At 45.3% G+C, this 24492-nt stretch carries 27 protein-coding genes; 15 read left to right on the top strand and 12 right to left on the bottom strand.

Features of this window, described 5'->3' with window-relative positions; genetic code table 11:
* Window positions 1-4: 4 nt before the first annotated feature.
* The 3 genes from K7R10_RS06720 to K7R10_RS06730 all read right to left on the bottom strand — a co-directional run bounded on the left by K7R10_RS06720 (window position 5) and on the right by K7R10_RS06730 (window position 4174).
* On the bottom strand, window positions 5-532 hold the full coding sequence (locus K7R10_RS06720; RefSeq protein ID WP_224483916.1) for an inorganic diphosphatase: 528 nt from the start codon (window positions 530-532) through the stop codon (window positions 5-7).
* Between the two features lie 105 nt (window positions 533-637).
* Window positions 638-3130, bottom strand: coding sequence for a DUF5686 family protein (locus K7R10_RS06725; RefSeq protein ID WP_224483917.1), 2493 nt, complete (start codon window positions 3128-3130; stop codon window positions 638-640).
* Between the two features lie 66 nt (window positions 3131-3196).
* Window positions 3197-4174, bottom strand: a complete 978-nt coding sequence (locus K7R10_RS06730; RefSeq protein WP_224483918.1) for a pyruvate dehydrogenase complex E1 component subunit beta — start codon at window positions 4172-4174, stop codon at window positions 3197-3199.
* Window positions 4175-4354: 180 nt separating this feature from the next.
* Between K7R10_RS06730 and K7R10_RS06735 the strand changes: the two genes are divergently transcribed.
* The 7 genes from K7R10_RS06735 (at window position 4355) to K7R10_RS15335 (ending at window position 10564) form a co-directional block, all read left to right on the top strand.
* Window positions 4355-5101 carry an electron transfer flavoprotein subunit beta/FixA family protein gene (locus K7R10_RS06735; protein ID WP_224483919.1) on the top strand — a complete coding sequence of 249 codons (747 nt, stop codon included), beginning with the start codon at window positions 4355-4357 and terminating at the stop codon, window positions 5099-5101.
* A 48-nt stretch (window positions 5102-5149) separates the two neighbouring features.
* Window positions 5150-6118, top strand: coding sequence for an electron transfer flavoprotein subunit alpha/FixB family protein (locus tag K7R10_RS06740; RefSeq protein WP_224483920.1), 969 nt, complete (start codon window positions 5150-5152; stop codon window positions 6116-6118).
* An 85-nt stretch (window positions 6119-6203) separates the two neighbouring features.
* Entirely contained in the window at window positions 6204-6824 is a 621-nt protein-coding gene (locus K7R10_RS06745) for a bifunctional nuclease family protein (protein ID WP_224483921.1), read from the top strand.
* Between the two features lie 102 nt (window positions 6825-6926).
* A complete protein-coding gene (locus tag K7R10_RS06750; protein WP_224483922.1) occupies window positions 6927-8603 on the top strand; it encodes a NupC/NupG family nucleoside CNT transporter in 1677 nt (558 codons plus the stop codon).
* A 104-nt stretch (window positions 8604-8707) separates the two neighbouring features.
* Window positions 8708-9532 carry a thymidylate synthase gene (locus K7R10_RS06755; protein ID WP_224483923.1) on the top strand — a complete coding sequence of 275 codons (825 nt, stop codon included), beginning with the start codon at window positions 8708-8710 and terminating at the stop codon, window positions 9530-9532.
* Between the two features lie 64 nt (window positions 9533-9596).
* The gene (locus K7R10_RS06760; protein ID WP_224483924.1) at window positions 9597-10097 is read left to right on the top strand and encodes a VOC family protein; all 501 of its coding nucleotides are present in this window, start codon (window positions 9597-9599) and stop codon (window positions 10095-10097) included.
* Window positions 10094-10564: a GNAT family N-acetyltransferase gene (locus tag K7R10_RS15335; protein WP_224483925.1), complete on the top strand. Its 471-nt coding sequence runs from the start codon at window positions 10094-10096 to the stop codon at window positions 10562-10564. The genes K7R10_RS06760 and K7R10_RS15335 overlap by 4 nt, the downstream gene beginning before the upstream one ends.
* On the opposite strand, the gene K7R10_RS06770 is transcribed toward K7R10_RS15335, so the two are convergent.
* Both K7R10_RS06770 and K7R10_RS06775 read right to left on the bottom strand, forming a co-directional pair.
* Window positions 10557-11000, bottom strand: coding sequence for a protein-disulfide reductase DsbD domain-containing protein (locus K7R10_RS06770; RefSeq protein ID WP_224483926.1), 444 nt, complete (start codon window positions 10998-11000; stop codon window positions 10557-10559). The two genes, K7R10_RS15335 and K7R10_RS06770, sit on opposite strands and share 8 nt — an antisense overlap.
* Window positions 11001-11552, bottom strand: coding sequence for a peroxiredoxin family protein (locus K7R10_RS06775; protein WP_224483927.1), 552 nt, complete (start codon window positions 11550-11552; stop codon window positions 11001-11003).
* A 264-nt stretch (window positions 11553-11816) separates the two neighbouring features.
* On the opposite strand from K7R10_RS06775, the gene egtB reads away from it, so the two are divergent.
* Genes egtB through K7R10_RS06795 form a run of 4 tightly spaced genes read left to right on the top strand, consistent with a single transcriptional unit; the run spans window position 11817 to window position 15014 of the window.
* Entirely contained in the window at window positions 11817-12977 is a 1161-nt protein-coding gene (gene egtB, locus K7R10_RS06780) for an ergothioneine biosynthesis protein EgtB (protein WP_224484314.1), read from the top strand.
* Window positions 12978-12988: 11 nt separating this feature from the next.
* Window positions 12989-13951, top strand: a complete 963-nt coding sequence (locus tag K7R10_RS06785) for an L-histidine N(alpha)-methyltransferase (protein ID WP_370631300.1) — start codon at window positions 12989-12991, stop codon at window positions 13949-13951.
* Between the two features lie 2 nt (window positions 13952-13953).
* Window positions 13954-14238: a DUF427 domain-containing protein gene (locus tag K7R10_RS06790; RefSeq protein ID WP_224483928.1), complete on the top strand. Its 285-nt coding sequence runs from the start codon at window positions 13954-13956 to the stop codon at window positions 14236-14238.
* Complete coding sequence (locus K7R10_RS06795) at window positions 14235-15014, top strand: hypothetical protein (RefSeq protein ID WP_224483929.1); 780 nt, start codon at window positions 14235-14237, stop codon at window positions 15012-15014. The genes K7R10_RS06790 and K7R10_RS06795 overlap by 4 nt, the downstream gene beginning before the upstream one ends.
* A 6-nt stretch (window positions 15015-15020) precedes the next feature.
* Here K7R10_RS06795 and K7R10_RS06800 read toward each other — a convergent pair whose 3' ends face one another.
* Together K7R10_RS06800 and K7R10_RS06805 are read right to left on the bottom strand one after the other, a co-directional pair.
* Window positions 15021-15317 carry an isoamylase early set domain-containing protein gene (locus K7R10_RS06800; RefSeq protein WP_224483930.1) on the bottom strand — a complete coding sequence of 99 codons (297 nt, stop codon included), beginning with the start codon at window positions 15315-15317 and terminating at the stop codon, window positions 15021-15023.
* A 144-nt stretch (window positions 15318-15461) separates the two neighbouring features.
* On the bottom strand, window positions 15462-16562 hold the full coding sequence (locus K7R10_RS06805) for an aminotransferase class V-fold PLP-dependent enzyme (RefSeq protein WP_224483931.1): 1101 nt from the start codon (window positions 16560-16562) through the stop codon (window positions 15462-15464).
* A gap of 101 nt (window positions 16563-16663) precedes the next feature.
* On the opposite strand from K7R10_RS06805, the gene K7R10_RS06810 reads away from it, so the two are divergent.
* Genes K7R10_RS06810 through K7R10_RS06825 form a run of 4 tightly spaced genes read left to right on the top strand, consistent with a single transcriptional unit; the run spans window position 16664 to window position 18876 of the window.
* Window positions 16664-17050 (top strand): 2TM domain-containing protein, encoded by a 387-nt coding sequence (locus tag K7R10_RS06810; RefSeq protein ID WP_224483932.1) that lies wholly within the window; start codon window positions 16664-16666, stop codon window positions 17048-17050.
* Window positions 17047-17532: a dihydrofolate reductase gene (locus tag K7R10_RS06815; RefSeq protein WP_224483933.1), complete on the top strand. Its 486-nt coding sequence runs from the start codon at window positions 17047-17049 to the stop codon at window positions 17530-17532. The genes K7R10_RS06810 and K7R10_RS06815 overlap by 4 nt, the downstream gene beginning before the upstream one ends.
* Before the next feature lie 5 nt (window positions 17533-17537).
* A complete protein-coding gene (locus K7R10_RS06820) occupies window positions 17538-18389 on the top strand; it encodes a fructosamine kinase family protein (RefSeq protein ID WP_224483934.1) in 852 nt (283 codons plus the stop codon).
* Between the two features lie 58 nt (window positions 18390-18447).
* On the top strand, window positions 18448-18876 hold the full coding sequence (locus tag K7R10_RS06825) for a DUF2541 family protein (protein WP_224483935.1): 429 nt from the start codon (window positions 18448-18450) through the stop codon (window positions 18874-18876).
* Here the strand turns inward: K7R10_RS06825 and murI are convergent.
* The 5 genes from murI to uppS all read right to left on the bottom strand — a co-directional run bounded on the left by murI (window position 18873) and on the right by uppS (window position 24492).
* Entirely contained in the window at window positions 18873-19667 is a 795-nt protein-coding gene (murI, locus tag K7R10_RS06830; protein ID WP_224483936.1) for a glutamate racemase, read from the bottom strand. The genes K7R10_RS06825 and murI overlap by 4 nt on opposite strands.
* Before the next feature lie 63 nt (window positions 19668-19730).
* The gene (locus K7R10_RS06835) at window positions 19731-20240 is read right to left on the bottom strand and encodes an OmpH/Skp family outer membrane protein (protein WP_224483937.1); all 510 of its coding nucleotides are present in this window, start codon (window positions 20238-20240) and stop codon (window positions 19731-19733) included.
* Between the two features lie 43 nt (window positions 20241-20283).
* Window positions 20284-21120 (bottom strand): OmpH/Skp family outer membrane protein, encoded by an 837-nt coding sequence (locus tag K7R10_RS06840; protein ID WP_370631301.1) that lies wholly within the window; start codon window positions 21118-21120, stop codon window positions 20284-20286.
* 77 nt (window positions 21121-21197) lie between these two features.
* Window positions 21198-23747, bottom strand: a complete 2550-nt coding sequence (gene bamA / locus K7R10_RS06845; protein WP_224483938.1) for an outer membrane protein assembly factor BamA — start codon at window positions 23745-23747, stop codon at window positions 21198-21200.
* A 7-nt stretch (window positions 23748-23754) separates the two neighbouring features.
* The gene (gene uppS, locus K7R10_RS06850; protein ID WP_370631308.1) at window positions 23755-24492 is read right to left on the bottom strand and encodes an undecaprenyl pyrophosphate synthase; all 738 of its coding nucleotides are present in this window, start codon (window positions 24490-24492) and stop codon (window positions 23755-23757) included.

The following is a 24492-nucleotide window of genomic DNA, read 5'->3' on the forward strand; positions in this document are numbered from 1 at the left end:
TATCTTATTTGATACTTACTTCGTTTGCCGGAACATCACTGTCTTTAAAGCGCTGAATACACTTCACGATAATGTCTTTAGCTTCCTTAAGATCACCCCAGCCACCGATAGCGACTTTCTTTTTCTCAAGGTCTTTATAGACCTGGAAGAAATGCTCTATCTCCATGATCAGGTGCGGGTTCAACTCATTAAGGTCATTGACCTTATTCCAGATAGGATCTGAAACAGGTACGCAAATCACTTTCTCATCGGGACCTTTTTCATCTTCCATATGGAACACCCCGATTGGCTTCACCTCCATCACACAACCCGGAAAGGTAGGTTCTGTTACCAGTACCAGCACATCAAGAGGGTCTCCGTCTAATGCAAGGGTCTCCGGAATAAAACCGTAGTCTGCAGGGTACATCATCGAGGAAAAGATCATTCGGTCATAACGAATTTTTTTCAGCTCGAAATCGTATTCATATTTATTACGGCTCCCTTTAGGGATCTCAATCAACACATCAAAAGAAGTAATGTTCTCTGAACTCATTTTATCTCAATTTTTTAAAGGCTGCAAAATTAGCATTTCCCTTCCATTTAAACAACAATACCACAAAAGTACTCCAAATAAAGCAAGTGGCAGATTATCAAATAGTTAAAATGAAAATTCAAAAGCACCCGTGATTGAGAACGGACGAGCATCGGGAAGGTCAAGATAATTACCCCGGAAGTTAAAATCTATTCGGGCCAGTCGGAAAATATTCCCGATCCCGAACGAGTATTCGTAGTAAAGCTGATCTGTCGGAGCCCTGAGCACTCTTCCCCCCGGGGCATTCAGATCGATATTCTCCTGTGAAATCTCCCCCCAGACCGTTCGGAAACCTACGATTTCCCTCAGGTCAAGGTTCCTGATCCAAGGGATGCGTGAGAAGAGCCTCCCGTTGAAATTATGTTCGATCTGTCCGGACACATAGGTGTCGGTAACGAACTCGTAGAAGTTCAGGTTCGGATAGGTATTAAATATTGTGAAATAGGTCTGGTTTCCGGGTATCGGACTCAGAAGACTCAGCGGTACGGTACCAAAGATCTTTCCGGCCTCAAATGTGGTGATCGATCGCCCCAGTCCGCCAAGCTGCAAGGGCTGACGGTAATAAAACTGTAATTTTTTATAATCGAAATCACTTTCCAGCAGATTCTTATAGCTGGCTGCATACCTGAAAATGATTCTCGGATATTCGTCGTTCACATCGTAGCGTTCCACCCCGTAACCGGTGGTTCTGCGCCCCGGGGTATACGCCAGGTTCATTTCGAACTCAAGCTGTTTAACCTGGTCAGAAATGCCTCCCGGAGCATCAGGGTCTACGTAATCAAGGTTAAAGTCATCGGGCAGCGCCGAACGAAGGGTACGGTAATTCGCGCCCCATTTGAAATTTAGATTCCGGGCAAAGTCATAAGAAATGGAAGCTGTGGTCAGGTTGATATCTGTCAGGGTATTATTGGCCCCGGCCGTAAAAATCGAGGAAGAGGCAAAGCTCCTTCCCAGCACATCACTGGTAGAGGTGAGACTGGCCCCCAGCTGTTCAATATCCCTGCGATTTCCCGCCGAAACCACCAGCCTCCTGGTCTTATCGAGCAGGATCTTACCCAGCACTCCGTATTTAAACCTTTTATCTTTAAAACCATAGGCTCCGTAGGCTTCCACCCGCCAAGGGTCATTAGGGCCAAAATAAGTTCTCCCGCCAAAGCGAACCCGTACTCCTTCAGCTTCATTAAAGCCAAAAGTCGAATAAATAGGTCCATAGTCCAGATTCCATCGGTCAAGTTCGATATATCCCGAGGTCAGAATAGCACCAATATCATAAAGTCGTTTGAATTTCGGAACCTGCTTGAGAGTATCGAGCATCTGGTAGATACCTTTTTCATCTTCACTCAGACTCTCCAGACGGTTCTCTTCCCAGAAGTTTTCATCCCGCTGATATACCAGTTCATTGTACACATCTATTCCCTTATTATAAAAACTGGCCGGTTTTTCCTCATCGAACACATAATCACTGTAAATGGTCGTGCGTTTTCCGTAGAGACCTTTGGATTCTTCTTTCTTCCGCAGGGCAAAATCACTGAGCATATAATCTCTCTTCAGCACAAATACCGAATCGTTAAGCACATCGAACTCCTGTTCGATATAGATCTCTTTGACCCAGTTGATATTCGCACTCTTGGTCACCTGCATGTTGATCTCCTTGATCGCAAATGTGGTATCGTTCACCCAGAAATCACCCTTAAAGGTCAGCTCATTCTTCCGCCTTGGGTAGTAGATGATGTTATAGCACCACTTATCACCTATGTACGCGCTATCGTTCAGCACATAGTTATAGGTGTCGATACCCGTGCGGGAAAGCGGACTCACAAAACTCTTATCAAAGAATTTGAGGTAATTATTATAGATATCGTATTCAGCGTAAAGATCTCTTATAAATGCGATGATACTCTGATTGGTACTGAACCCGGAGTTCTGATTCCCGATCATGATCTCCTTTTTCTTATCCAATTCATTGTCACCATACACCTGGTAAGCCGCCTCATTGATAAAGATGGGCAGGTAGGTTTTTCCTGTGACACGGGAAGTATCGACACGCTCGAAGATAAACTCCATGCCCTTAAAGATCATGCTGTTCATCATAGCGCTGTCTATGGTATTCAGATCAAACTCTACCTTCTCGTACTTATCGTACTGGTACTGCTTGAACATATTCACCCCATTGACGCGCTTTTTTTCCCATATCTTTCTGAGTATATCGATGGCCGGGTTGTTCTTTTTGGGCTGCTTTCCGACATATAACACCACTTCTTCAAGCTCTTCGCCTTCGCTCAGAACGATATTCATATTATAGGTCACCCTTTTTTCAAGAACGATCTCCTGTGGTGAATATCCAAGCAGGGACACCTGCAGGGTATCATAACTCTTCTCAGATTCGAGGTAAAACCTTCCGTCGTCATTAGTGATCGTTCCCTCGGTCGAATTTTTAAAAAGCACGTTGGCAAAGGCGATGGGAACATCGTTTTGATCTACCACAATACCCCCCACCTTGGTTTGAGACCATAAGCAGAATGAAGTCAGGAAAGCCAGTAGCAGAAGCAGGTTCTTCATAAATCAAAAAACTTCACCAGCCACGAATATAGCCAGTGAAGTTCAGATAACGTATTTATTTACAATTTATTTATACAGCACTTTATGTACCGCTTTCTTTACATCTTCAGCGTTGGGTAACCACTCTTCGAGCAAGACCGGAGAATAAGGCGCAGGGGTATCTGCGGTATTCAGTTTTATAACCGGAGCATCGAGATAATCGAATGCCTGAACCTGAACCTGGTAAGTGATCTCGGTAGCCACATTTCCGAAAGGCCATGCTTCTTCGAGTATCACCAGGCGATTGGTCTTTTTCACAGACTTGATAATGGCTTCGTGATCCATAGGCCTTACCGTACGCAGATCGATAATCTCGCAACTGATATTTTCCTTTTCAAGATCTTCGGCAGCCTTGTAAGCTTCTTTAATGATCTTTCCGAAGGAAACTATGGTCACATCGGTTCCTTCTCTTTTTATATCGGCAACTCCAAGTGGAATGGTGTATTCTTCTTCAGGAACCTCGCCCTTATCACCATACATTTGCTCTGACTCCATAAAGATCACCGGGTCATCGTCACGAATGGCCGATTTTAATAAGCCTTTCGCATCATAAGGATTCGATGGCACCACTACTTTAAGACCGGGTGTGTTGGCAAACCAGCTCTCAAATGCCTGGGAGTGGGTGGCTGCGAGCTGACCTGCTGAGGCAGTAGGTCCGCGAAAAACAATAGGAATATTGAATTGACCACCACTCATCTGCCGCATTTTTGCGGCGTTGTTAATGATCTGATCGATACCTACCAGAGAGAAGTTAAACGTCATGAATTCGATAATGGGCCGGTTCCCATTCATGGCTGAACCCACACCGATTCCGGCAAAACCTAATTCAGAGATCGGGGTATCAAGTACTCTTTCAGGCCCGAATTCATCTAACATTCCTTTAGAAGCCTTGTAGGCACCATTGTACTCTGCCACTTCCTCACCCATGAGATAAACGGACTCGTCGCGACGCATCTCCTCGCTCATGGCCTCACGCACCGCCTCTCTAAACTGAATTGTTCTCATTTATACTATCGTTGATTATTTTTAAAATGCTGTTTAAAAAAGATTAACAAAAATAGTAATTCTAAAAGAACTTTATCAGCCATATCCGGACAAAAATATATTATGCATGCATAGTATATTTGAGAATTTATCAGTATATTCGTAGCGCTTAATTGACTATCATAAAAAATAGCTGAAAATATGAAAATACTAGTGTGTATTAGCCATGTTCCCGACACCACATCGAAAATCAACTTCACCGATGACAATTCGAAGTTTGATACTAATGGTGTGCAGTTCGTGATCAATCCAAACGATGAATTCGGCTTGACCCGGGCTATGTGGTTTAAAGAAAAGCAAGGAGCTACGGTTACCGTAGTAAATGTAGGAGAGGCTGACACCGAGCCCACCCTGAGAAAGGCTCTGGCCATCGGTGCCGATGAAGCGATCAGGGTAGATGCCAAACCCACCGACGGAATGTTTGTGGCCCGGCAGCTGGCGCGTGTTGCCAAAGAAGGCTCATATGATCTGATCATAGCAGGAAGAGAATCTATCGATTATAACGGAGGAATGGTACCGGGTATGCTGGCCACCATGATCGACGCCAACTTCGTAAACACCTGTATAAGCCTGGAAGTAGAAGGCGATCAGGCTACGGCGGTAAGAGAGATCGACGGCGGAAAGGAAACCCTTAAAGCTTCACTTCCTTTGGTAATCGGAGGACAAAAAGGACTGGTTGAAGAGAGCGACCTGAAGATCCCGAACATGCGCGGTATCATGATGGCTCGTAAAAAACAACTCACCGTTATGGAGCCCGTGGAGGCGGAAGCTGCCACTGAATCGAAGAAATTCGAAAAGCCGGCTCCGAAAGGAGAAGTGACTCTTGTGTCACCGGATAACCTGGATAAGCTGATCGACCTGCTTCACAACGAGGCAAAGGTGATATAACACCTTTTCAGCATTTAGCTTTTATCAATTCATAAAACAAAGAAATCTATGTCTGTTCTAGTATATACTGAAAACGAAAACGGTAAATTCAAAAAACCCGCCTTTGAAACCGCTTCCTATGCACGTGGGCTTGCCGACATGCTGGGCACTACTGTGACCGCTGTGGCTGTAAATGCCGAAGGTGCAGAAGAGCTGGGCAAATACGGGGTTGACAAAGTACTTACCGTAAACGACGAAAAGCTGGAGAAGTTCAGCGCGAAAGGGTACGCAGAAGTGCTCTCTCAGGCTGCAGAAAAAGAAGGAAGCACCTTCATCATCGTAAGCTCCAGTGCCAATGCTAAATACATGGCGCCGGTTTTAGCGGTTAAAAGGTCTGCCGGGTATGCACCAAACGTGGTAGCCCTTCCTGAAAATGACGATACCCTTACCGTAAAGCGTACGGTGTTCACCAATAAAGCGTTTAATCATACCGCCATCACGACCGAAAACAAAGTGATCGGGGTATCTAAAAACGCCTACGGCATCACAGAAAATGAAAAAGATGTTCAGCTGGAAAGCTTTGCCGTTACCCTTGGAGATGAACAATTCGGCGTTGAAGTCACAGAAGTCGATAAGGTAACCGGAAAGGTAACCATAGCCGATGCAGAGATCGTGGTATCAGGAGGTCGCGGGCTTAAAGGTCCCGAAAACTGGCACCTGGTGGAAAACCTGGCCGAAACGCTGGGAGCTGCCACGGCATGTTCCAAGCCGGTATCAGACCTGGGCTGGAGACCGCACAGCGAGCACGTTGGACAAACCGGAAAACCGGTCGCTTCCAACCTGTATATCGCTATCGGAATCTCAGGAGCCATTCAGCACCTGGCCGGTATCAATTCCTCCAAAGTAAAAGTAGTGATCAATAATGATCCGGAGGCTCCTTTCTTCAAGGCAGCCGACTACGGAGTGGTTGGAGACGCCTTTGAGATCGTGCCTGAGCTCACCGAAAAATTGAAGGAATTTAAAGCGAATAACGCATAATTTTTGTTAAATTGTGCCCTGCGGGGGCTGTCTGAATATTGGCAAAATATCCCATTATTTAGACAGCCTTTGTTATTTTTGGCATATGAGCTTAGTAAAACTGAACATAAAAGGAATCTCTTACAGTCAGACACAAAACGGGGCATATGCCCTGATTTTGAATGAGGTGGAAGGCGAAAGAAAATTACCGATCGTAATCGGTGCCTTTGAAGCACAATCTATCGCCATTGCCCTGGAAAAGGAGATCAAACCTCCCAGACCGCTTACCCACGACCTGTTCAAGAACTTTGCAGACCGGTTCGAGATCGTTGTCAAACAGGTCATTATACATAAATTGGTAGACGGAGTATTCTATTCCAGCATCATTTGTGAGCGGGATAAGATCGAAGAGATCATCGATGCCCGAACCAGTGATGCCATCGCTCTGGCCCTGCGGTTCAACGCCCCTATTTTCACTTATAAGAACATTCTTGACAAAGCCGGAATTTACCTGAAGGTTTCTCCCAAGGAAAAGGAGGAGACCGAGGAAAGTATCATCGTTGATGAAGTTCTTGGCGGCGAAGACAAACCATCAGGACCCAAGGAAAGCTACAAATCGTATTCTCTTCAGGAGCTGTACACCATGCTCGACGGAGCTGTCGCCAGTGAAGATTACGAGAAAGCAGCCAAAATCAGAGACGAGATTTCCAAGCGCGAAGAGAATTAAGCTGTATCTCTGACATTTACAGGCCGTCTGAATCACTCTAATTATGTACTTTTGCCCTTTATCGCCATAAAGCGGCATATTTATCAAGAAATTCGGATCAACTTGAGAAAATTTGTAATACTTATCATCTTCCTGTCTGGGTTAGGTTTTGGCTTTTCACAGCAACTTGACAAAAAATGGCAGATCGAAGACCCGTCAGAAACCTCTCTTTCCTATCTCAATTTCGAAAATGGTGATTTCGACATTTTCAACCGAGACAGCACCCGTATCAGCGAAGGACAATACATCTTCCAGAGCAACAACCTGATCCTGTTCTTCAACAGTGAGAAAGACAGTATTCTCAGACTAAAGGTAAACCGGCTGAACGATTCAAGCCTGGTGCTTACCGACAGGGGAAAAACATTTAATTTCAAAGCGGTAAAGGGACAACAGCAAGCCCTGGTCTCTCAGCAGGAATACCAGGAGATCATTCCCAGTGAGGGGATATCCCTCTCGAGCATTCTCAGAGGCGCCCTCGGAATGTTTGTATTACTGCTAATCGCATGGTTGTTCAGCAGTAACCGGAAGGCGATCAACTGGAAAACAGTAGGTGTCGGCCTCAGCCTGCAGCTTCTGCTTGCCGTGGGGGTTCTTTTGGTGCCCTTCATTCAAAAATCATTTGAATGGGTCGGAGGCATTTTTGTACTCATACTGGATTTTACCGCTGCCGGGAGCGAATTTCTGCTTGGGGGTATGATGAATGTGGAGACCTATGGCTTTATCTTTCTTTTCCAGGTATTACCCACCATTATATTCTTTTCAGCCCTGACCTCAGTGCTTTTCTACCTGGGGGTGATTCAGCGAATCGTCAGCGGACTTGCCTGGTTCCTGAGCAGCCTGCTTGGGATATCAGGAGCAGAGAGTCTTTCTGTAGCCGGAAACATCTTTCTGGGTCAGACCGAAGCACCGCTTATGATCAAGGCTTACCTTGAAAGAATGACCCGTTCTGAGATTCTTTTGGTCATGGTAGGCGGAATGGCTACCGTTGCCGGTGGTGTTCTGGCTGCCTATATCGGATTTTTAGGGGGTGACGATCCTGAGCTGCGCCTTCAATTCGCCAAGCATTTGCTGGCTGCATCTGTTATGGCTGCTCCCGGAGCGATCGTCGTTTCAAAAATGCTGTATCCGCAACAGGAGTCTGTGAATACCAATGTCGAAGTCTCCTCCGACCGTATCGGTTCCAACATACTGGATGCAATCGCCAACGGAACAACCGAAGGCCTCAGACTGGCTGCTAATGTAGGAGCTATGCTGCTGGTTTTTATCGCATTTATCGCCATGATCAATTATTTCCTGGGATGGGTAGGAGGATTTACAAACCTTAACAACTGGCTGGCTGCGAATACTCCGTACACCCAGTTCTCGCTGGAGTCGGTACTGGGAACTGTTTTCGCTCCCCTGATGTGGCTGATCGGGGTAGCCAGAGAAGACATCATGTTGATGGGGCAGTTACTGGGTATCAAACTGGCCGCCTCTGAGTTCGTTGGATACGTACAGCTGGCCGATCTGAAAAACATCAGCAGCAGCACGCATTTCACCTATAACAAGTCGGTCATCATGGCCACCTATATGCTATGCGGATTTGCCAATTTCGCTTCCATAGGTATTCAGATCGGCGGAATCGGTTCACTGGCACCGGGTCAACGTAAAACCCTTTCTGAATTCGGAATGAAGGCAGTGATCGGAGGCTCACTGGCTTCACTGCTATCTGCCACCATAGCAGGAATGATCATCGGATAAGCCGTTAATAACCTATTGATAAAAAATCAATCTCAAACCGATCCCGGCAAAGCATATTTTATATTTTTAGCCACAAGGCTAATCTCTAAAAAGCCCGTATTCATATGAAGCAATATCACGACCTTCTGAAGCATGTATTGGAAAACGGCCACGAAAAATCAGATCGCACCGGCACAGGAACGCTGAGTGTTTTTGGGTACCAAATGCGTTTTGACCTGAGCGAGGGCTTTCCGCTGGTCACCACCAAAAAACTGCATCTCAAATCGATCATACATGAGTTACTATGGTTTCTCAAAGGCGACACCAACATCAAGTACCTGCAGGAGAACGGAGTTCGTATCTGGAATGAATGGGCTGATGAAAACGGAGACCTCGGTCCGGTGTACGGCCGCCAGTGGAGAAACTGGAACGACCAGGAGATCGACCAGATCAAGGAAGTGATCCACACCCTTAAAACCAACCCCGACAGTCGCCGGATGCTGGTAACTGCCTGGAACCCGGGGGTACTGCCAGACACCAGTAAATCGTTTAGTGAAAACGTAGCCGAAAACAAGGCAGCACTTCCACCGTGTCATGCTTTTTTCCAATTCTATGTGGCAGATGGTAAACTATCCTGCCAGCTCTATCAGCGAAGTGCAGATATATTTTTAGGGGTGCCGTTCAATATTGCCTCCTATGCCCTGCTTACCATGATGATGGCGCAGGTTTGCGGGTATCAGCCAGGAGATTTTGTGCACACCTTCGGTGACGCTCACATCTATAATAACCACCTGGAACAAGTGCAACAGCAGCTATCACGGGAACCAAGACTCCTTCCGCAGATGAAACTCAATCCTGAGGTGAAAGATATATTCGGGTTTACATTTGAAGATTTCTCCCTGGAGAATTACGATCCGCATCCTCATATAAAAGCTCCTGTAGCCGTATAACTCAACCACCGACCACCACTGGTGCCGTTTCGCTTATTTAATTACCTTTAGGGATACGCTGAATATGTCTGAGAAAGATCCATATCGTATCCCTGCGGCCACCCGCATCGGTCACGTACACCTGAAGGTTTCTGATCTTGAGAGGTCGCTCGAATTCTATTGCGGAATGCTGGGCTTCGAACTCATCACTACCTATGGCCGGGAGGCGGCCTTTATCAGCGCAGGTGACTATCATCACCATATTGGCCTGAACGTCTGGTACAGTAAAGACGGCAGTCCGCCACCCGCAAACAGCACCGGTCTTTTTCACACTGCCATCTGTTATCCTGAACGAAAGGATCTCGCTATTGCCTACAAACGGCTGCTCGACAGGAATTACCCTGTCACCGGCACTGCAGACCACGGGGTTTCTGAGGCTATTTATCTCAATGATCCCGACCGCAACGGTGTGGAACTCTACTGGGACCGACCCCGCTCTCATTGGCCGACCGATGAGAAAGGAGGTATCACCATGTACACTCATCCCCTGAATACGGCAGAACTTCTTGAAGAGTTAAGCAAGTGATCTTTGAAAAAATACAGCTCTGGCATGCACCCGAACTCAGCAGGCTCACCAAAGCATCAAAGGCCTCCTGGGGTTATACCAAAAAAGAAATGCAATCGTGGAATGCAGCACTTACCATTACCCGGGAACACCTGATTACCCATGTTGGTTACCGCCTCCTATCGGCACGCATGCTGGTGGGCTATTACACCTATTGCACTACAGACACCGGTATCAAGCTGGAAAATTTCTTCATCGATCCACGATGTATCAACCAGGGGTATGGCAAGGAAATGCTGACTCATTTTTTGCAGCGGATCTCTGAATCTTCTGCCTCGAAAATATATCTTGAAGCAGACCCCCACGCAGAGAGCTTTTACCATAAGTTCGGTTTTAAAACCGTGGGATCAGTTCCTTCATCCATCCCAGGGAGAAGTCTTCCCATTATGGAACTCAAAATCGGTGAAATACCCAGGAAACTTACCTGAGATCGACCTTCACCCCGAATTCAAGGGTTCTCGGGTAAAAACACTTTTTTTCATCACAGGCCTGATAAAAAAGTTGTCCGGGAATCAGCTTAACGCCTTCTTGCTGTGAACTGATCAAAATGGCTTTAAAGATCGCTTTGCCCGAATAAACCTGCAAGGAATCGGTACTTCCCTGCAGGAGTATGCGGTGCGGTTCCGGGAATTCCAGTTCTTCAAGTCGCACAGAGTTGGGGAGTTCCAGATGCAACTCGGTTTCCATGACATTTTCTTCACCCATTCCGGCAGCCTGAATATGAAATCCATCTGTGATATCAAATTGCAGGGTAAGTACCAGGGTATCTCCTATTCTGCTAAGCTCACTTCCACAGAACTGAACCCATTGCCCCGCTGCCTCCAAAGAAAACAGCAAACTCACCCATAAAATCAGATTTTTCATCTAATTACTCGCAAGATGCTCATCAAGCTTTAAACGAAGTGTTACCAGCCTGGCATCAAAATTTCTCGAATCAAGCAACGACATATACTTAATCATTCCTTCCCTGTCGACCAGAATGTTGGAGGCAAGCATCACCTCATCCCGGGCAAGGTCCGGCAATACTCCGGGAGGAGCGAATCGGGCTGCCACCTTCCCATCGCAATCAATAAGTACGGGAAAAGACAAATTATACTTTTCTTTCATGTTCGATCTGACCAATTCGCGCGATTCTTTCACATCGATGAGCAAAACCTGAACCCCTTTGTCATGGTACTCGCGGTAAAGTTGCTCGAGATGAGGCGCCTCCGCATTACAAAAGGGACACCAGGTAGTAGCGATATGAATTACCACGTAATTGCCGCGAAAATCACTCAGGGAAATTTCATTCCCGTCAAGGTCTTTGAGGGTGAATTCGGGCGCTTTCATTTCACCCCCATCTACACCGCTGTATTCCTGGGCTCCCAGCGGCACAAAAAAGAGAAAACAAAGTCCCAGCCATATGAGCTTTTTCATAATTTATTGGTTTTTAGGTGTTTGTATCATAAAATTACCAAATAAATCACTGTAAATGAGCATTTTAGACAATTAATCAAAAGATGAGTACGGTAAAAACTGCTTTAATAATCCCAGCTGTCAGGACTAAAAGCTGATCAGGAGGAAAGCCTCTGTAAGAAGCTCTTAAGGGGTTCTTTGACGTAATAAAATATCATCAGCAGACAAAGGCATTAACATTACAATTAAAATCCTTATTTTTAAGAAGATAAGATGAAGAATTGTATGATCGTAACCAATCAAATTGTTCGGGAGTTCCTCCAGACCAGGCAGGCCACTGACGAGATCTGTGCGCCCCTGAAATTCGAAGATTACGTGGTTCAACCCGTGGTTGATGTTTCTCCGCCTAAATGGCACCTGGGTCATACTACCTGGTTTTTCGAAGAGTTCGTACTTAAGAAGTTCAAACCGGGCTATGAAATATTCGATGAAGATTTCGCCTTTATTTTCAACAGCTATTATGAAACCGTTGGAAAAAGGGTCTTACGACCCAACCGGGGCAATCTTACCCGCCCTTCGGTCGAGGAGGTTTATCGTTATCGGGATTATATCACCAATCAACTTTCAGAATTCCTGGAAGACAATCTCACAGAAGAAGTCAAAAGAGTGGTAGAGATTGGCATGCATCATGAAAAACAACATCAGGAGCTTCTGATCACTGATATCAAATATATTCTGGGCAGCAATCCGCTTTTTCCGAAATACTCTGAAACCTTCGAGGAACATAAAATTGAAAAGCAGCGACAGAAGTGGGTGAAAATACCTGAGGGTGTCTATGAGATCGGTCACGTAACCCGGGGCTTCTGTTTCGACAATGAATTGGGCAGACATAAAGTATACCTGCATCCCTATAAGATCTCGAACAAATTGGTCACCAACGAGGAATATCTTGAATTCATGAATGCAGGAGGTTATAACGACTTCAACTACTGGCATGCTGAAGGCTGGGACTGGGTCAACACCAACCAGGTGAAAGCTCCTAAGTACTGGCATTTCATAGACGGAGAATGGCAGCATTATACCCTGAAAGGGCTCAAACCCATCGATCCTGAGGCCCCGCTTACTCATGTTTCCTATTACGAAGCCTTTGCTTTTGCCCAATGGAAAGAATTACGCCTGCCGACCGAATTTGAATGGGAGATAGCCCAGGATTATTTTGACTGGGGAAAACGCTGGGAGTGGACCGAAAGCGCCTATCTGCCATATCCCGGATTTAAAAAGGATACCGGAGCCTTAGGAGAATACAACGGAAAGTTCATGGTAAACCAAAAGGTTCTCAGGGGAAGTTCTGTAGCTACCTCTAAAAATCACAGCCGGTATACCTACAGGAATTTCTTTCATCCGCATCTGAGGTGGCAATATACGGGAATACGTCTGGCGAAATAAATAACAATGAATTGAAATCAACCCGAACATTTATGAGCACCCTGGAAGAAGATGTGTTCAGCGGACTGACCGCATATCCGAAAAAACTACCCTCTAAATATATCTACGATAAGACAGGCGATGAACTCTTTCAGAAGATCATGGACATGCCCGAGTATTATCTCACCAGAGCTGAATTCCAGATCCTGAAGAAACACAAGGAAAAGCTAAGCAAGGTATTTGATGCTTTTGGCGGATTCGACCTGATAGAACTTGGTGCAGGAGATGGTAAAAAGACTAAAATTCTTCTGAAGCACTTTATGGAGAAAGGGCTTGATTTTCATTACACCCCTATAGACATCAGCCAGAATGTGCTCGACTCTCTGAAAGCATCTTTAAAGGAAGAACTGCCGGGCTTGCAGGTTACCAGCAGACAAGGGATGTACTTTAAAGTGTTGCAGGACCTTGCAGGCTACAACAAACGCCGTAAGATCATCATGGTTCTGGGCTCGAACATCGGGAACCTTATGCATAAAAAAGCTATTGATTTCCTGAAAAATATCAGAGACAGCATGGGAGAAGATGATCTGCTGTTTATGGGTTTCGATCAGAAGAAACATCCACAGGTGATCCTCGATGCCTATAATGACAACACAGGTATCACGGCAGCATTCAACAAGAATTTGCTTGTCAGGATCAACCGGGAACTCGACGCTGACTTTGAGCCTGATAATTTTTTGCACTGGGAAACCTATAACCCTGAGACAGGTACCGCAAAGAGTTTTCTGGTAGCAAAGGAACCAATGACGGTACAACTAAAGAAGATCTCCCTCGAGGTGCATTTTAAGGCATGGGAAACCATACATACAGAAATATCTCAAAAGTACGATGATGACACCGTCAGGTGGCTGGCAGGGCAGTCTGACCTGGTGATCACAGAAATTTTCGGTACTGACGACGAAGCCTACAAGAACTATATTTTTAAAAGAAGGTGAACATGAAAGCAATTTGGAAAGACACAGTTATCGCCGAAAGCGACCAGACCAAGGTAGTTGAAAACAATCACTATTTCCCCCCGGATTCAGTGAATGACACCTACCTCAAAGAAAGCGAAACCACCTCTACCTGCCCCTGGAAAGGAAAGGCGTCGTACTACCATATCGAAGTTGATGGAGACATGAATAAAGATGCTGCCTGGTACTATCCGGAGCCAAAAGACGCAGCCAAAGAAATAAAAGACCACATTGCCTTTTGGAAAGGTGTCAAAATCACCTCGTCATGACTGAACAGATCAATGCCATACAGAGCAAATTTCATCACCTGGCTCAATTTCTGGCTAGCTTTAACAACAGTTTCCTGGAAAAAAAACCCGATGACAGCCAATCCAGTCTCTCCTGGTCAATAGCAGAAAGTGCATTATTCTCGAAATCGGTTGAAGGCGTACTGCTGGAACTGAACTATCCCGATATCATGATGCGTATGCATGGGGGAGATCGTACTCTGGAGGTAGATCTCCTGGGACTTGAAAAAAGCGGCATCGATGCCTGGTTACGTGAAAGCCTCAGTCAATTCTCACTGGATGCCGGGCGACTGAACCATGACAACGGTTATTCCCTGAATACAGAATTCGATACCTTTATCAGTGTAGACAGCGATGAAGAAAAAATGATTTTACAACTGGTGGAAGAGCGCAATATCGCGCAGAAAGCGCTTCAGGAGATCGGCGAACACCTTTCGAATATGAAACATTCTCCGGTGAGGGTATGGCCGCATCACTTCGATACAGGAATGCTCTCATATGCGGAATCCGGAGATCATTCAAAAGGTCTGAGTATGGGATATACCATTGCAGACAACATTTACCATCTGCCCTATTTTTATGCCTCTTCGTTAGCAGATAAAGATGCGGAAAAAACAAAAGGGATGCCGCCTCCGGGTGACGGGAAATGGGTCTCTTCAGATAATTGGAGAGGTGCAATACTCCCGACAGACAGTTCCTTCGACCTTACCGCCGTAAAGAATTTCTATCGGGAGTTTGCTGAGATTATCTCCGGTTAACGCTGATTAAAGCGCCAGAACAGCATTTTCACTGCCGGCATAGTCATTCCAACGGAAACCATCTGCCTCAGATTCGTTGATATATTCTCCGTCAACGAGATATCTGAATTCGTAACTGTTATCTGCAGGCAGGTTGAAAGCTCCTTTGAAATTACCATTTTTAAGCTTTTTCAACATAGCTCCCTTCGGGTTCCAGTCATTGAAATCTCCTACAACTGCCACTTCATTGGCAGACTCTGCAGGTACAGTGAAGGTTACCTTACAAACGGGTTTGCTTTTTAAATACTGTTTTGAAATTGCCATGGGTAAAAGAATTTTTTATAGTTGTTGTTTGCAGACAAAAGAATGTATTAAAATCAACTTAAGCAACACACTATCAAATAATTACCGATTTCGTAAAATTCTCTTAACCCTTGGGAAATAATTACAATATCCATGGTGATAAAATCAGAAATCGTCAACATAACCGGCAAGTTCAGCCACAATTTCCACATCGTTCAGATGATTATAAAGGTGAAAACCTATACGTACCCGACCCTTTCTTACCGAGTAGGCTATATTGTGAGCATCGAATCTTTGCCTGATCACCGCACTGTCTGGAAGGCTAAAGATAGTGCTGTGGCTCTTTCTGTGGGCGATACGGGGCTGCAGCAATCCACGTTCTGCATAAAGTTTATGAGCATGCTCAGACAGCCGTTTTAATTTTTCTTCCCTTTTGGCTTCCGGGGTCTCATCCAGAAACCGCAGTGCCGCACCCAGGCTGCCTGCCGCCAGAGTATCAAGGTGACCCGGCTCAAAGTGATTGGTGAGGTGATTCTTCCCCTTTAGAAATGGTTCAGTTCGTGGCGGGAGCTGCAGACTCCAGGGATATAACAAGGAATGCATACGGTCACTGAAACACATAAAACCATTGCCATAACCTGCCATGAGCCACTTATAACCGCTGGCCCCCAACACATCAATACCACTATCAACAAAAGACAAGCTGTAAGTACCGCAGTATTGCGTACCATCTGCCACTATAATCAGGTCAGGAAATTCCTCTTTCAGTGTTTTCGTGAATTCAGGTCCCATTAACAAACCATCAGTATATTGCACCAAACTGAAAGCAAAAATATCGGGCTTGTGTCGATGCAGGTATTCCCTGATCAGGTCTTCCGGATCATTATTGACCCTGGCCTTTACCAACGCTTTAAATCCCCCGGCTTCAAACGGCCAGTTCACCGACGGATAGTCATCTTCGAGCAGTAGCACCTTCATTCGTTTATCCAGACCCCCGGTGAGCACTTTCATACCGAATGAAAAGTTGGGCAGAAGAACGACCCCTTTTGCGGGAGCATCAAAAAATGATGCCACTTCTCTACGTGTTTGTTCCAGCGGATCGGATTCCCGAAACACTTCGTCTCTACCGAATCTGTAAATACGCTCTTCATGAAATTCACGCCACTTTCTCACGGTATTGCTCATTAAACCGTTGGAGGGTGTATCCAGGTAAACAGAGTGATCTGTAACAGAAAATTCAGATGAGGTAAAACGACTCTTTTCCATGAGGTTATAAAGTACTTAAAATTATTTTTTTCAGCCTGCACTGCAAAACTTACAGGTATTAATTTTTAACTTTGTACGAAATCCCGTAACAGCCTGATGTCATGAAAACCACCACCGATCAATCGAATCTCAAAAGTCAGCATGAAATGCTTGAAAGGGCACAAGAGCGCATTAAAGACAAAAAAAGACTTTATTACCATTTCGTCATCTTTCTTGTCGGAAGTCTTTTTATGGTGGTTTTTAATAAAGTATTGAATTACGGCGAACAATATGACTGGTATTTCTGGGGAATATCGGCCTGGTTGTTCATCCTGCTGATACATGCCATCAATGTCTATATCACGCATCCTTTCCTGGGCAGGGAATGGGAAAGAATGCAACGGGAGAGACTCATCGAAATTCAACAAGAGAAGATAAAAAAGATCGAGGAAGAGGTAAAAAAAGACTATCCGCTTCCATCTGATAAAAAAGAAGATACCGGCCAATGATAACGATGATTGCGGCAGCTGCCGAAAACAATGCACTGGGAAAAGACAACGATCTGGTCTGGCACCTTCCTGAAGATTTTAAAAGATTTAAAAGGATCACCTCCGGGCATGCGATTATCATGGGTCGCAAAACCTTTGAAAGCTTCCCGGGGCTGCTGCCTAACCGCAAGCATATCGTGATTACCCGCCAGGAGGGTTATGTCGCTGAAGGAGCCACTGTGGTCAATGACCTGGAGGAAGCTTTTAAAGTAGCTTCAGACGACCCTCAGCCCTTCGTTATAGGGGGTGGCGAAATTTATAAACTCGCGTTGCCTTACGCAGAAAAAATCGAATTGACACGGGTACACGGTTCTTTCGATGCAGACGCCTATTTTCCGGAGATAGATCCTGATAATTGGGAATTGACAGCCAGCGAGTTTCACCCGAAAGACGAGCGGCATAATTATGCATTTACCTATCTTACCTACCTCAGAAAGAGATAGATGTCATGCAAAAACAGCTTATCGGGATCATCCAGAAAGCCCTTGATACAGAAATCAGAGGCTATAAACCATTAAGCGGGGGAGATATCAACCAGGTCTACCTGCTTTCCCTGCCCCATGACAGGTCTGCAGTGGTCAAACTCAACGACGCCTCCCGGTTTCCAGGGATGTTCAAGGCTGAAGCAAAAGGCCTGAAAGAGATCAGAAGAACGAACTCTTTCAGAGTGCCCGATGTGCTTACAGAAGGAAAAATTAACCAACAATCATACCTGGTGCTGGAATATATCTCAGAAGGTGGGAAGAAGGACGATTTCTGGGAAGAATTCGCTTTCAAACTTCAGAAAATGCACCGGAAATCATCAGATCAGTTCGGATTAACTACAGACAATTATATAGGTAGTCTGCCTCAAAGCAACACCCGCCATCAAAAAGCTTCCTCATTCTACATCTCCGAGCGAATAGAGCCGCAGGTAAAAATGGCTCATGACCGTGGATTTTCTCTCAGGTTGAACGAATCCTTCTATGTTCGTTTGGAAAAATTGATTCCCGATGAAAAACCTTCACTGGTGCATGGAGATCTCTGGGGAGGAAATCATATGACAGATGAAACAGGATCACCATGCCTGATCGATCCTGCAGTATCGTATGCCCCAAGGGAGATGGACCTGGCCATGATGCAACTCTTCGGAGGATTTTCATCTCAGGTCTACCAACATTACGAAGCGCTCTTTCCCCCGGAAGGGAACTGGCGGGAAAGAACAGATATCTGGCAGCTATACTACCTCCTGGTTCATTTAAATCTTTTCGGCGCATCATACCTAGGAAGCGTCAACTCGATAATTGCCAAATACTCTTAAAACTTAATGTGTTCTATTTCAGTTATTTATGTTATTTTAAAGGGGTTGTTTGATTTTTATGAAATTCGATCGCACATATCAGTTCACAGCCATACTTTTATTTTTTCTCTTTCCGTTGTTTGCCCAGCAGGAAAGTGATGAGGAATGGATATTGATCGCCTCTAAAACCGTTTCCTATACAAATGAAGAAGATGTGATCACCCTGAACGGGGCGGAAAAAGAGATCAGCAGGATCATGCTTAAGTGTATTCAGGGAAGCGTCTCGTTCAGAGGGTTTCGTGCAGAGATGGAAGACGGCGGTGAGAAAACCTACAAGACAACGGGAGCTTTGATCATTCCTGAAGGCGGAAGCAGTATGTCATACGACCTTCCGGGAAAAAGACAAAAGGTAAAGCGCATCATACTGGACTATGACGCAGGTGAAAAAACACCGGAATCAAGACGGGCAAAAATAGAGATATGGGGACAAAAATGGAAGACCGGTTAAACTGAGGTAACCACAAGTTGGGGATCTTCATGTCTTTCAAAACGCAATAGAAAGCGCTTCAGTAAAACTGGATCACCCGAAGTCAGGAAGCGATGAACCGGTTCATTCGAAAGACCTGAAAGCAGATCGTACGATCGAAGCACGTTAAGGGTTTGACGGGCTACGGGCTTACCGCTATCAACAATGGTAATTCCTTCAGGCATGATTCTTTTGATACGCTCAGTAAGCAAGGGATAGTGGGTACAACCCAATACTACATGATCTGCCCCTGAACGTATCATAGGCTGCAGATAACGATTCAACAAGAGGGTCATGGTATCGCTTTCGATCTGATCACTTTCGATAAGAGGAACGAGCCCGTCTCCATATTGCTGAATGATCTGTATATCTTTCAGGTAGGTCCTGGCGGTTTTACTGAATAGCGAACTCGCCAGCGTACCCCGGGTCGCCAACACACCAATGGTTCCTGATCTGGACTGAAGCCCGGCGGGTTTAATGGCAGGTTCTATCCCGATGAACGGCACAGAAAACTCAGCTCTGAGTTCTTCAATAGCGTTGGTGGTAGCTGTATTACAGGCGACCACAATGAGCTTACAGCCCAAATCCATCAACCTTCTGGTATTGGCCCTGCTCAACTCAAGTATAGCCTCGGGAGACCGCTCTCCGTAAGGCGCATTTGCGCTGTCGGCCAGGTAAATGGTCGATTCGAACGGCAACAACTCATTGATCTCTTTCCAAATGGTGAGTCCGCCGATGCCTGAATCAAATACACCTATGGGATTCGGGTTCATATTTCTAAAAATAAAAAAACCGGCTGAGATACAGCCGGTTTTTCAAAAGGATACTAAAATTTATTAGAATCCAAGTTCCTTTTTCACATCGTCAGTGATATCTTTTCCGTCTGCAAGAATCACACCTGAACCAGCAGATGCATCCAGCACATAGTCAAAGCCCTGAGCACGACCTACTTTTTGAATAGCATCGTTAGCCTTTTGAAGGATTGGTTCCATCAGCTCAAGCTTCTTTTTATTGATCTCTTGTCTTGCCTGTTGCTCGGCCTGCATGATATTTTGTTCCATACTGGCCAGCTCCTGCATTCTCTTTGTGTTTTCTTCCTGAGACTGAGCATTGGCTTCGTTTTTGTAAAGCTGCGACTTGTTTTGCAGTTCCTGATAAGTAGTTCTGATATCAGCCTCATAAGTCTTACCCAATTTCTCAAGCTCTGCCTGAGCTGCTTTCATTTCGGGCATTTCGGTCAACAGTTTTTGAACATCGATATGGGCTACTTTGCTCTGGGCACTGGCAAAGCTCACGGTTCCTACTGCAAGGACAACTGCAATTACTAATGTCTTTAAGTGTTTCATGGTGTTCTAAATTTCTAAAATTGAATTACGTATTATCGGTTTATTAAATAAGACTACCCGTATTGGTAGTGTCTTTTTCTTTCTCATTTCGCTCAGCTTCCCGAGCCTTACGCCGCTTCTCTCTTTCTTCAAGCAGTTTTCTGCGTCGCTCTTCGTAGGCCTTTTTTCGGGCTTCTATTTCTTTCAGCTTTTCCTGTCTTTTCTCTTCCAGGGCTTCTTCTCTGTCGATCTTCTTCTGCTCATACTCATCCTGTTTCGCCTTGAGATCAGGATCGAGTTCTTTGATCACTTCGAGGGCTTCATTAGGCTTCCCTTCTTCCTCGTTCCGCTTGCGGTTGATATCAATACTGCGAAGTACCTGGTCGCTCACATCGAATCTTCGATCTGAATACAGCATAACCACGTCGGCAGATTTATCAAAAATAAAATCGTAACGCTTGGCTGCAGCCAGTTCCTGTACTGCGATAAAGACTTGGTCCTGTATCGGTTTGACAAGTTGACCACGTTGCCTTACAAGATCTCCCTGCGGACCAAAACGATCCTGTTGATAATCGAGCATCTCAGCCTCCAGGGCATCGATTTCCGCTTTGCGTTCTTCGACCAACTCAGTGGTGAGCAGAACCTTTTCAGCGTTCAGATCAGCGCGCATTTGTTTGATCGCCTGCTGCTGTTCATCGATCTCTTCCTTCCAGCGTTGTGCCTTCTTCTCCAGCAATTCGTTTGCCATCTGATATTCATCAACGTTCTGAAGAATGTATTCCATATCGACATATCCGATCCTCACACTCCTCTGAGTCTGGGCCTGTGCCACAAGCATGGAGAAGCCGAAAAGCACCGTAAAAAGAACCTTATGTCGTATGTTTTTTTTCGTTACCATCATCGCGGTATTTGCACAAATGTAAACAGCTCTAAACAATTAACAACGATCATGTATAGAAAATATCGTGCCAAAACGGTTTAAAATTGTTGTCCGATGATAAAGTGAGTTTGCCATCCGCTTGGTTGTGTATCGCCGGGAATGTTGTCGAAACCGTACCCGAAATCAATACCGAGCAAACCAAAGGCAGGCATGAAGATTCTCACACCCAGACCGGCTGAACGCTTAAGGTCGAATGGGTTATAATCTTCGAATCCATCAAATGAAGCTCCACCTTCCAGGAAGGTCAGCGCAAAGATAGACGCGGTTGGTTTCAGGGTGATCGGATACCTTAATTCAAGGGAGAACTTATTGTAAACCGTTGCCCCCAATCGTCCTGAAAGGGAGTTATTGGGATATCCTCTTAACTGAATATTCTCACGACCATCGAGGGTAAAGTTTCCAAGACCGTCACCTCCGAGGAAGAAACGCTCTAACGGAATCACACCTCTGTCCTGATTGTATGCACCAAGGAAACCAAATTCTCCAAGGCTTTTTAACACCAGGTCATCCACAATTCTGGTATACCAGGTTCCGCTGAACTTGATCTTGTAAAATTCGAGCCATTTAAATCTTTCCTGCCCGATCTTTTCTTCATCAGGAACGGGCTCTCCCTGTAAATTCAGACGCTGAAAATCCGGATCATCTTCCAGGCCGGCATAATCAACACCGTTGAACCATGAATAAGGTGGTGTGACCTTAGCACTGATCGACCACAATGAACCCCTTGTAGGGAAGATCGGGTTTACGGCAGTGTTGTTTCGCGTAAGTGCCACGGTATATGAAAGGTTTCTCGAATATCCGTTCGGGAACGGAAACAGACCTATGTCGTAATTCTGGAAATCGTAATTCTGAAAACTCAGAGCGTGAGAGAGCTGAAAGCTGTCGTCAGGCCAACGCAATCTTTTTGCCAGACCCAGTGTAATACCTGTGATCACAAAGCGCTGATCCCGGTCGGCTTCTCCTGTTATAGGGTTAAATCGGAACTGCAGGGTACGTGAAAGTGAGGTTGAGAACTGAACCGGTTTTTTACCTCCCAGCCAGGGCTCAGAAAAAGAGAAACTATAGGTCTGGAAAAAACGGCTGGCTTGCAACCTTAATGAAAGTCTTTGTCCGTCTCCCATAGGAACCGGCTTATAAGCTTCCCCGTTAAAGAGGTCTTTAATGGCAAAGTTACTGAACGAAAGCCCCAGGGTACCGATAAAGCCACCCCCGCCGTAACCACCTTGCAGCTCTATCTGAGAGGAACCTTTTTCCTCTACATTATACTGCAGATCAACCGTACCGGTTTGTGGGTTCGGATTCTGAATATCAGGCGTAATGGTCTCAGGATCGAAGAACCCAAGTTGTCCAAGTTCCCTGATACTTCTCACAATACGGTCTTTAGAATAGAGCTGACCGGGTCTCGTACGCAGTTCCCTGTAGATAACGTGGTCATTGGTCTTATCATTTCCAACCACTCGCACGTTATTCAGATACGCTTCTTTACCTTCAATGATGCGAATTTCAAAGTCTATGGTGTCATTCTGAGCAGAGGTCTCCACCACGTTGATCTGCGAAAAGAGGTAACCGTTGTTCTGGTAGAGGTTGTTGATGGTTTCTGCATCGGGCTTGGTATTGTCTTCAATACGTTTTGCCAGCAGTACCCCATTATAGGTGTCTCCTTTATTTATCCCGAGGAAGCCTTTAAGAGCCTCATCGCTGTATGCAGAGTTACCCACAAAATCGATATCTCCGAAATAATAGCGGTCTCCTTCTTCGATATTAATGTCAAGACTGATCGAATTATCGTCATTATAAATGATACTGTCACTCAAAACACGGGCATCGCGGTATCCGTTCTCCTTATAGGTATCGATCAGTGCACTGAGGTCTGTTTCGTAATCTTCCGGGATGAATTTGGATTTTTTCCAGAAGCGACCGAAGAATTTCTCCTTGGTATTCTTCATGGATTTCTTCAGCTTCCGGTCTGAAAGCTTTTCATTCCCTATGAAATCGATCTCATCGATCTTAACCTTCTCTCCCAGGTCTATATTCACCACCATTTTCACGGCGTTGGCCTCGGTGGTATCGGGTATGGTATTGATATTAACCTTGGTATTCAGGTATCCCTTCTTCTTGTACTTATTGACCAGGTAGTTACGGGTATTGGCCAGAAAGCCTTCGGTCACCTTTTTCCCTTTTTTGATATCGGCTTCAGTGAGCAGGTCTTCCACCTTTCGCTCTTTGATTCCGTTTATCTTAACATCAGACAAATTCGGAAGTTCCTGAATGGAAAGTTCCAGAAATACCTTGTCACCCTGTATATCTGTGATGTAGAATTCTATATCGCTGAACAACTGAAGACCCCAAAGCTTGCTGATCACGTCGCTGATCTCTTGTCCGGGAATGGTGATTTCCTGTCCGACACGAAGTCCCGTATAGGTAACTACGGTTTGTTCGTTAAAACTTTTAAGTCCGGTGACTTCCAAACCTCCAAGTATGTATTCTTTTCCCTGGTCATAAGTGGTTTCCTGGGCAAAGGTTTGGGTTGAGGTAATCAGAAAGCATAGTAGTAGTAAATAAAATACACCCAAATATCGGTTAAGCATGATATTCTTAGTTAAGTTGTTCGCTTGTTTTTCCAAATCTGCGTTCTCTGTTTTGATAATTCTCTATAGCCTGAAAGAGATGTTCCTTCTTAAAGTCAGGCCACAGAACTTCAGTAAAATACAGCTCGGCATAAGCGATCTGCCATAACAAAAAGTTACTTATTCGATGTTCACCACTGGTACGTATCAGTAGGTCGACATCGGGCAGATCATGGGTATAAAGATGTTTATTAATAACCGTATCATCGATATCATCGAGAGACATTAGGTTATTTTTAACTTTAGAGGCCAGCTGTTTTACGGCATTTTTTATCTCTTCCCTTGAACCATAGCTCAGGGCAAGAGTAAGCGTCATACGCTTGTTATTTCTTGTTTTTTGAATGACCTCGAGAAGTTCCTGATGAGCTTTTTCCGGGAGGGCGTCTAATTTGCCTATTGCATTCAGACGAATGTCGTTGTCAACAAGGGTGTGCAGTTCCTTCCGAAGGGAAGACACCAGGAGCTTCATAAGGGTATCGACCTCCAGTTTAGGGCGCTTCCAGTTCTCGGTAGAGAAGGCATAAAGCGTCAGGTTTTCGATACCGATCTCAGCACTGGCCTCTACCACCTCCCGCACCGACTTGGTGCCGTTCTCATGGCCGAAAATGCGCAGTTTACCCTTACTCTTGGCCCAGCGGCCGTTGCCATCCATAATGATCGCAATGTGTTTGGGTAAATTTTCCTTGTTAATCAGTTTCTCATTCAT

This window comes from Robertkochia aurantiaca, from assembly GCF_020166495.1.
GTDB lineage: Bacteria > Bacteroidota > Bacteroidia > Flavobacteriales > Flavobacteriaceae > Robertkochia > Robertkochia aurantiaca.

Bases quoted from the DNA above. Each gene is read 5' to 3' on its own strand.
- K7R10_RS06840 (WP_370631301.1), bottom strand. From the start codon at position 21,120: ATGATGGTAACGAAAAAAAACATACGACATAAGGTTCTTTTTACGGTG.
- K7R10_RS06815 (WP_224483933.1), top strand. From the start codon at position 17,047: ATGATAACGATGATTGCGGCAGCTGCCGAAAACAATGCACTGGGAAAA.
- K7R10_RS06745 (WP_224483921.1), top strand. From the start codon at position 6,204: ATGAGCTTAGTAAAACTGAACATAAAAGGAATCTCTTACAGTCAGACA.
- K7R10_RS06805 (WP_224483931.1), bottom strand. From the start codon at position 16,562: ATGGAAAAGAGTCGTTTTACCTCATCTGAATTTTCTGTTACAGATCAC.
- K7R10_RS06795 (WP_224483929.1), top strand. From the start codon at position 14,235: ATGACTGAACAGATCAATGCCATACAGAGCAAATTTCATCACCTGGCT.
- K7R10_RS06760 (WP_224483924.1), top strand. From the start codon at position 9,597: ATGTCTGAGAAAGATCCATATCGTATCCCTGCGGCCACCCGCATCGGT.
- egtB (WP_224484314.1), top strand. From the start codon at position 11,817: ATGATCGTAACCAATCAAATTGTTCGGGAGTTCCTCCAGACCAGGCAG.
- K7R10_RS06770 (WP_224483926.1), bottom strand. From the start codon at position 11,000: ATGAAAAATCTGATTTTATGGGTGAGTTTGCTGTTTTCTTTGGAGGCA.
- K7R10_RS06810 (WP_224483932.1), top strand. From the start codon at position 16,664: ATGAAAACCACCACCGATCAATCGAATCTCAAAAGTCAGCATGAAATG.
- K7R10_RS06720 (WP_224483916.1), bottom strand. From the start codon at position 532: ATGAGTTCAGAGAACATTACTTCTTTTGATGTGTTGATTGAGATCCCT.
- K7R10_RS06730 (WP_224483918.1), bottom strand. From the start codon at position 4,174: ATGAGAACAATTCAGTTTAGAGAGGCGGTGCGTGAGGCCATGAGCGAG.
- murI (WP_224483936.1), bottom strand. From the start codon at position 19,667: ATGAACCCGAATCCCATAGGTGTATTTGATTCAGGCATCGGCGGACTC.
- K7R10_RS06735 (WP_224483919.1), top strand. From the start codon at position 4,355: ATGAAAATACTAGTGTGTATTAGCCATGTTCCCGACACCACATCGAAA.
- K7R10_RS06820 (WP_224483934.1), top strand. From the start codon at position 17,538: ATGCAAAAACAGCTTATCGGGATCATCCAGAAAGCCCTTGATACAGAA.
- K7R10_RS06790 (WP_224483928.1), top strand. From the start codon at position 13,954: ATGAAAGCAATTTGGAAAGACACAGTTATCGCCGAAAGCGACCAGACC.
- bamA (WP_224483938.1), bottom strand. From the start codon at position 23,747: ATGCTTAACCGATATTTGGGTGTATTTTATTTACTACTACTATGCTTT.
- uppS (WP_370631308.1), bottom strand. From the start codon at position 24,492: ATGAATGAGAAACTGATTAACAAGGAAAATTTACCCAAACACATTGCG.
- K7R10_RS06740 (WP_224483920.1), top strand. From the start codon at position 5,150: ATGTCTGTTCTAGTATATACTGAAAACGAAAACGGTAAATTCAAAAAA.
- K7R10_RS06825 (WP_224483935.1), top strand. From the start codon at position 18,448: ATGAAATTCGATCGCACATATCAGTTCACAGCCATACTTTTATTTTTT.
- K7R10_RS06800 (WP_224483930.1), bottom strand. From the start codon at position 15,317: ATGGCAATTTCAAAACAGTATTTAAAAAGCAAACCCGTTTGTAAGGTA.
- K7R10_RS06775 (WP_224483927.1), bottom strand. From the start codon at position 11,552: ATGAAAAAGCTCATATGGCTGGGACTTTGTTTTCTCTTTTTTGTGCCG.
- K7R10_RS06725 (WP_224483917.1), bottom strand. From the start codon at position 3,130: ATGAAGAACCTGCTTCTGCTACTGGCTTTCCTGACTTCATTCTGCTTA.
- K7R10_RS06755 (WP_224483923.1), top strand. From the start codon at position 8,708: ATGAAGCAATATCACGACCTTCTGAAGCATGTATTGGAAAACGGCCAC.
- K7R10_RS06835 (WP_224483937.1), bottom strand. From the start codon at position 20,240: ATGAAACACTTAAAGACATTAGTAATTGCAGTTGTCCTTGCAGTAGGA.